Annotated in this window: 7 protein-coding genes and 1 pseudogene; 7 read left to right on the forward strand and 1 reads right to left on the reverse strand. The window is 33.8% G+C overall.

Going from position 1 to position 5,075, the window contains the following annotated elements; all coding sequences use genetic code 11:
* The 7 genes and pseudogenes from A9G42_RS04465 to A9G42_RS04490 all read left to right on the forward strand — a co-directional run.
* Positions 1–1,197: pseudogene (locus tag A9G42_RS04465) on the forward strand (IS256 family transposase); the annotation flags it as partial.
* A gap of 19 nt (positions 1,198–1,216) precedes the next feature.
* A complete protein-coding gene (gene imm9 / locus A9G42_RS04470) occupies positions 1,217–1,564 on the forward strand; it encodes an Imm9 family immunity protein (RefSeq protein WP_082211875.1) in 348 nt (115 codons plus the stop codon).
* 391 nt (positions 1,565–1,955) lie between these two features.
* Positions 1,956–2,186 (forward strand): hypothetical protein, encoded by a 231-nt coding sequence (locus A9G42_RS04475; protein WP_065588953.1) that lies wholly within the window; start codon positions 1,956–1,958, stop codon positions 2,184–2,186.
* Positions 2,187–2,885: 699 nt separating this feature from the next.
* Positions 2,886–3,137 (forward strand): hypothetical protein, encoded by a 252-nt coding sequence (locus A9G42_RS14060; RefSeq protein WP_218837759.1) that lies wholly within the window; start codon positions 2,886–2,888, stop codon positions 3,135–3,137.
* A gap of 32 nt (positions 3,138–3,169) precedes the next feature.
* Positions 3,170–3,469 carry a hypothetical protein gene (locus A9G42_RS14065; RefSeq protein WP_218837760.1) on the forward strand — a complete coding sequence of 100 codons (300 nt, stop codon included), beginning with the start codon at positions 3,170–3,172 and terminating at the stop codon, positions 3,467–3,469.
* A 112-nt stretch (positions 3,470–3,581) separates the two neighbouring features.
* A complete protein-coding gene (locus A9G42_RS13185; RefSeq protein WP_082211877.1) occupies positions 3,582–3,749 on the forward strand; it encodes an RHS domain-containing protein in 168 nt (55 codons plus the stop codon).
* Between the two features lie 291 nt (positions 3,750–4,040).
* Positions 4,041–4,406, forward strand: a complete 366-nt coding sequence (locus tag A9G42_RS04490) for a hypothetical protein (RefSeq protein ID WP_065567505.1) — start codon at positions 4,041–4,043, stop codon at positions 4,404–4,406.
* 46 nt (positions 4,407–4,452) lie between these two features.
* Here the strand turns inward: A9G42_RS04490 and A9G42_RS04495 are convergent.
* On the reverse strand, positions 4,453–5,075 hold a 623-nt coding region (locus tag A9G42_RS04495; RefSeq protein ID WP_143426092.1), incomplete at its 5' end, for an IS3 family transposase.

The following is a 5,075-nucleotide window of genomic DNA, read 5'->3' on the forward strand; positions in this document are numbered from 1 at the left end:
AAGAATTTGATTTTGAAAAAGCATTAAAATTATTACAAAATGGTCAACCGCTAACGGGTAAAGATGGTATTTTAACGCCATTAATCAAGCAGCTAACAGAAGCGGCGTTATCGGCGGAATTAGATTCTCATTTAGCCAACGACATTACCCCTAATCGGCGTAATGGTAAGAGTTCAAAGACAATAAAAAGCTCATCAGGCAGTTTCGAACTTGATGCACCAAGAGATAGAAACGGTTCATTTGAACCTCAACTCATCAAAAAAAATCAGACAACATTAAACGATGAAATTGAACAAAAAATTCTCAGTATGTATGCGCTGGGGATGAGTTATAAAGATATCAGCCAGCATATTGAAGAGATTTATGCTTTTCGTCTTTCTCCTGCAACTTTAACCGCCATTACAGATAAAATCATTCCTGAGCTCAGATTATGGCAACAACGACCGCTAGAATCGCTTTATCCGTTTGTTTGGATGGATGCAATTCATTATAAAGTAAAAGAAGATGGGGTTTATCACAGCAAGGCTGTTTATACTGTACTTGCACTTAATTTAGCCGGAAAAAAGGAAGTATTAGGCTTGTATTTATCTGAAAACGAGGGGGCTCATTTTTGGTTATCGGTGTTGACCGATTTACAAAACCGAGGATTAAATGACATTTTAATTGCTTGTGTCGATGGATTAGTTGGCTTTCCTGAAGCGATTAATACTATTTACCCACAAACAGAGGTTCAACTTTGTGTTATTCATCAAATCCGCCATTCAATTAAGTATGTTGCCTCTAAACATCACAAAGCATTTATGAGCGATTTGAAACTTGTTTACAAGGCGGTCTCTCGTGAAGCAGCAATTGATGCATTAGATGAACTTGAGAAAAAAATGGGGCGATAAGTATCCAATCGTCATCCAATCATGGCGTCGTAAATGGGATAATTTATCAGCTTATTTCCGCTATCCTGAGCCTATTCGTAAGGTGATTTATACCACCAATGCTATTGAGTCAATTCATCGACAATTTCGTAAATTAACAAAGACAAAAAGCGGATTTCCTAATGAAAATAGCCTACTTAAGCTGCTGTATTTAGGGTTGCAAAATGCGGAGAAAAAATGGACAATGCCAATCCAAAATTGGAATTTAGCATTGTCACAATTGATGATATTTTTTCCTAATCGTCTTGATAAGGTAATCTCTTTGTGAATTAAGCTGACACAGAATTATGAACAGTCTCGATTTAAATGGGTGGCGTATTTTAATAATGATTAATTCTCGGGCTACAAATGGTATTGGGGTTTTCAAAAGATCAATGCGCTATCCATCAGATAAGGAGTATGTTATTTCTATCTCTATTTGCATTCCTGATAAAAACCAGGCTCCATATGGATTAAGAGAAGTAAAAGAAAGTTTTTTTAAACCGTTAAATGAAAATTTTTTCATTTTAGATCCTGAATTTGAAAACTACGAGAGTTTATATAGTTATATTTTTGAAAGTGCAAAACGTGCAATAGGTTTAGCTTTTACGAAAGGTATTGTCTGTGGTGGCAAGAGAATAAAATTGCAGAATTGAAATCACAATAATGAAGTTATTAAGAATAACGGGCTTACAAAGTGATACTATCCTGATACATGTAGATTCACTGATTTAGCCGGATTGCTAGGTGGCGTTAATCTGTATCAGTATGCGTCTAATGGGTTGACTTGTATCGAAGCATGGGGATTAAATTATTCAGACATATTTCGAAGAATAACAAAAAAGAAAAGTAAATCCAAAGTTGTAGACTCAGCTAGAACATTGAGTGCTAGCCCTAATAGGGATATTCCTGTATGTAACAGATCATTGGTAATGATTTGCAGCACGTACAAAACAAATCAGGACATGGCGCAATTCAACCTAAACAGTCGATGCTTCTTTCAAAATACCAAACAGCATTGGCTAATTAAAAAAGTAAATGGATAAAATGCTAGAACAACAGAAATTCCTTGATTATATGAAAAAAGAAATATCTTCAAATAAAGATTTATTGGAAATTAGAAAGTTATTAGTTGATTTTAAAAATAAAGGCATGCCACAGATTTGCATGTATGATTGTTTACAAAACCTGAGATATCTTGACGAAGAAGATATTATTTTAGAATTAATGGATTTTGTTATAGGTTTTTGTAAGCCTGAGTTGGCTATATATAGTTAATTTAGAAATATATTCTAGAATTTATTGAATAATAATCTTCATTACCTTTTCTTAATTTTGTTGTTTGAAAAGATATTGGCATTCCAATATCTACGATGCTCTTGGCTAGCATATCGAAAAACATCAGCTAAATAGCACAGCCCCCTACAACCGTATCCGCTAGAATGGCTTAATAATGATTTAGAAAACCAGCCCGAATCAGCACAGCAGCCTGTATATCTACCCCGGACAGAGTTGCTACGAACCTCTGGCAGATATAGACAAAAGGGGCAGTGAAGATGAAGAAATTATCAGCTCTGGGAGTAAAGGGATTCAGGAAATTGAACACGCATCAATAGATCAAAACTTCAGATATCAGAGCCAATATTTAGACAGAAAAACGGATTTATATTACAATACTTTTAGGTATTATGCCTTGATATAGTCCACTTTATCTAGCCTGACCCAATTGGGTTGCTAGGTGAATTTAATCTGTATCAGTATGCGACTAATGGATTGACTTGGATAGATCCGTAGGGATTATCATGCAAAGTACGATTCAAAATATGAAAGAGAGGTGATGCTATCGATAAGTCATTGCCTAATGGTGATACCTCTTCATGGAATGTAGTAAGAACCAGATATTGGAAGTCTTCGTGAGGCTACTAGAGAACAGCATACGGCTCTTGATAAATTTAGACCGCTAGGAGGTAATAAAAAATGAACTCTATAGATATTATAAAAAATTATTTGGAAGGGTCACTTTCTCCGCAGGGTTTTCAAAAAGAACTTTATTACAATAAGGATATGGAAGATCTTTTATCTAAGGAAACTCAAATACCTCCATACACTAATTCACAAAATGCATTTTTGTATCTTATTGAAATTGATATTTTATTACCATCAGGCGAATTCGATAGTAAAGATTTACTTTCAAAATTGCTTACAAAAAAAATATTAGCTTTTCGTTAAATAATGAATATAAGAAAAAATATGACCTGTTTATGAAAATTCAACCACGATGGTTAAATTTGACTGAACCTTATTTTCAGTTTATCTTTAATAAAGATAAATCTGGAATAGAGTTAGAAAGAGCTTTAAAATTAGAAATTAAAAATGATTTTAAATTTTTAAAAAATAAACCCAGATGGCTCCAATCTCCAGCATGGCCAACAGTAGAAAATAAACCGTTATTTTTTATAGGCCAATTGGATATAACCGAAATTAGGCATGATATTTCTTACTTATATATTTTTTTAGATGAAAAAAATAATACGTATATGACTTTTGAACAATCAACATAAATAATCATTGACTGACAATACTATCATTAGGCTTTGCACATAATCAGATAAATACCTAATGAGCATTACCAGTATCGAAATAACGATATTAGACTGTTAATGCTACGAACCGTTGGTACGCATAGACAAAAGAAACAGTGAAGATGAAGAAATAGTCTACTTCCATACCGACCTAAATAGTGCGCCAGAAGAGCTAACCGATGCAAACGGTGACATCATCTGGGAATGCAGCTTTCAGTTCTTGGGAAGCACATTCAGGCAATCGAGCACAACTCAGTAGAGCTAAACCTCAGATATCAGGGATAGTATTAGGACAGAGAAACTGGCTTACATTACCATACTTTATCAAAAGTAGAAAACATTTCATGGAAAGGAGGATCCCCTGATGATGCATTTGCACATTGGAAATATACAGACATCAGAACAATAGTAGCTAAATTAGATCCGCTAGATAAAGTGTTTTATACTATCATGCCATCGATATGATAAGGCAAGAAACTCTTTAAATATTAACGGTAACGTTGTTAATTCAAAGTCACCGGCTGATCATAAAAAAATAAGTTGTTAAAAAATGAATATACAACATATAGAAATAGCAGATTGTAATATTTTGGAGACTAAAATATTTTCTAATAAAATTAAGATATATTTTGAGTCAGTCTACGATCTAGAGAAAAAACAGTACATCAGTAATATTAGTTTGTCAGTTTTTAATTGGTCATTTTTCCAAGCAAACGTTTTTATTGTCAATGATTTGAATAATAGTTTTGAACAAAAAAAGTTACTTAGACATGAATTAGAGTTTTTTGAATATATTCAGAAAATATTTATTGAAAAAAATAATCTTATATTACAGGGATACAGTAAAGAATCTGGATATTGGCTAGAGTATTGTTTCGTAGATAGTGATTTTTACTTAGAACCATATTTAACATAAAGATAGTGTAAATACCCCAAACTTAGTACACAACTCACGTAGAAAATCATGCTGCTTGTTTTAGTGTTTTATACTCAATCGGTGTCATGTTATTTAATGCCTCATGCGGTCTTTCGGTGTTATAAATCGTTAACCATTCTTCAGTTATTCTCCTTGCTTGAGCTAAGTTGTTAAAAAGATATAAATCGAGTACTTCAGTACGATAGGTACGATTAAATCGTTCAATATAGCCATTTTGATAAGGACTACCGGGCTGGATATAATTAATGGTTATACCATGTAATTTAGCCCAGTTGGTAAAGGTTTTTCCTGTAAATTCTGTCCCATTATCGACCCGTATTTTTAATGGATACCCATGATATTCGGCCAGTTTATCTAAGTAACGGGTAATCCTTCCTGCGGGTAAACTTACTGCAATATCAATCCCTAACGCCTCACGATTAAAGTCATCGATGACATTGAATGTTCTAAAGCGACGTTGATTACGGCTACTGTCACTCATAAAATCCATTGACCAACATTCACCTTGTTTATTGGGAACCGATAACTTTTCTGGCTCCCGAGGTGGAATTCGTTGTTTACGTTTTGTTTTAAGATTAAGCTTTAGCTCACAATACACCCGATATACCCGTTTATGATTCCATTGATAGCCGAGCTTTCTGATACGAT

The organism is Gilliamella sp. Nev6-6 (genome assembly GCF_001690605.1).
Lineage (GTDB): Bacteria > Pseudomonadota > Gammaproteobacteria > Enterobacterales > Orbaceae > Gilliamella > Gilliamella apicola_C.

Bases quoted from the DNA above. Each gene is read 5' to 3' on its own strand.
- imm9 (WP_082211875.1), top strand. From the start codon at position 1,217: ATGAACAGTCTCGATTTAAATGGGTGGCGTATTTTAATAATGATTAAT.
- A9G42_RS04475 (WP_065588953.1), top strand. From the start codon at position 1,956: ATGCTAGAACAACAGAAATTCCTTGATTATATGAAAAAAGAAATATCT.
- A9G42_RS14060 (WP_218837759.1), top strand. From the start codon at position 2,886: ATGAACTCTATAGATATTATAAAAAATTATTTGGAAGGGTCACTTTCT.
- A9G42_RS14065 (WP_218837760.1), top strand. From the start codon at position 3,170: ATGAAAATTCAACCACGATGGTTAAATTTGACTGAACCTTATTTTCAG.
- A9G42_RS04490 (WP_065567505.1), top strand. From the start codon at position 4,041: ATGAATATACAACATATAGAAATAGCAGATTGTAATATTTTGGAGACT.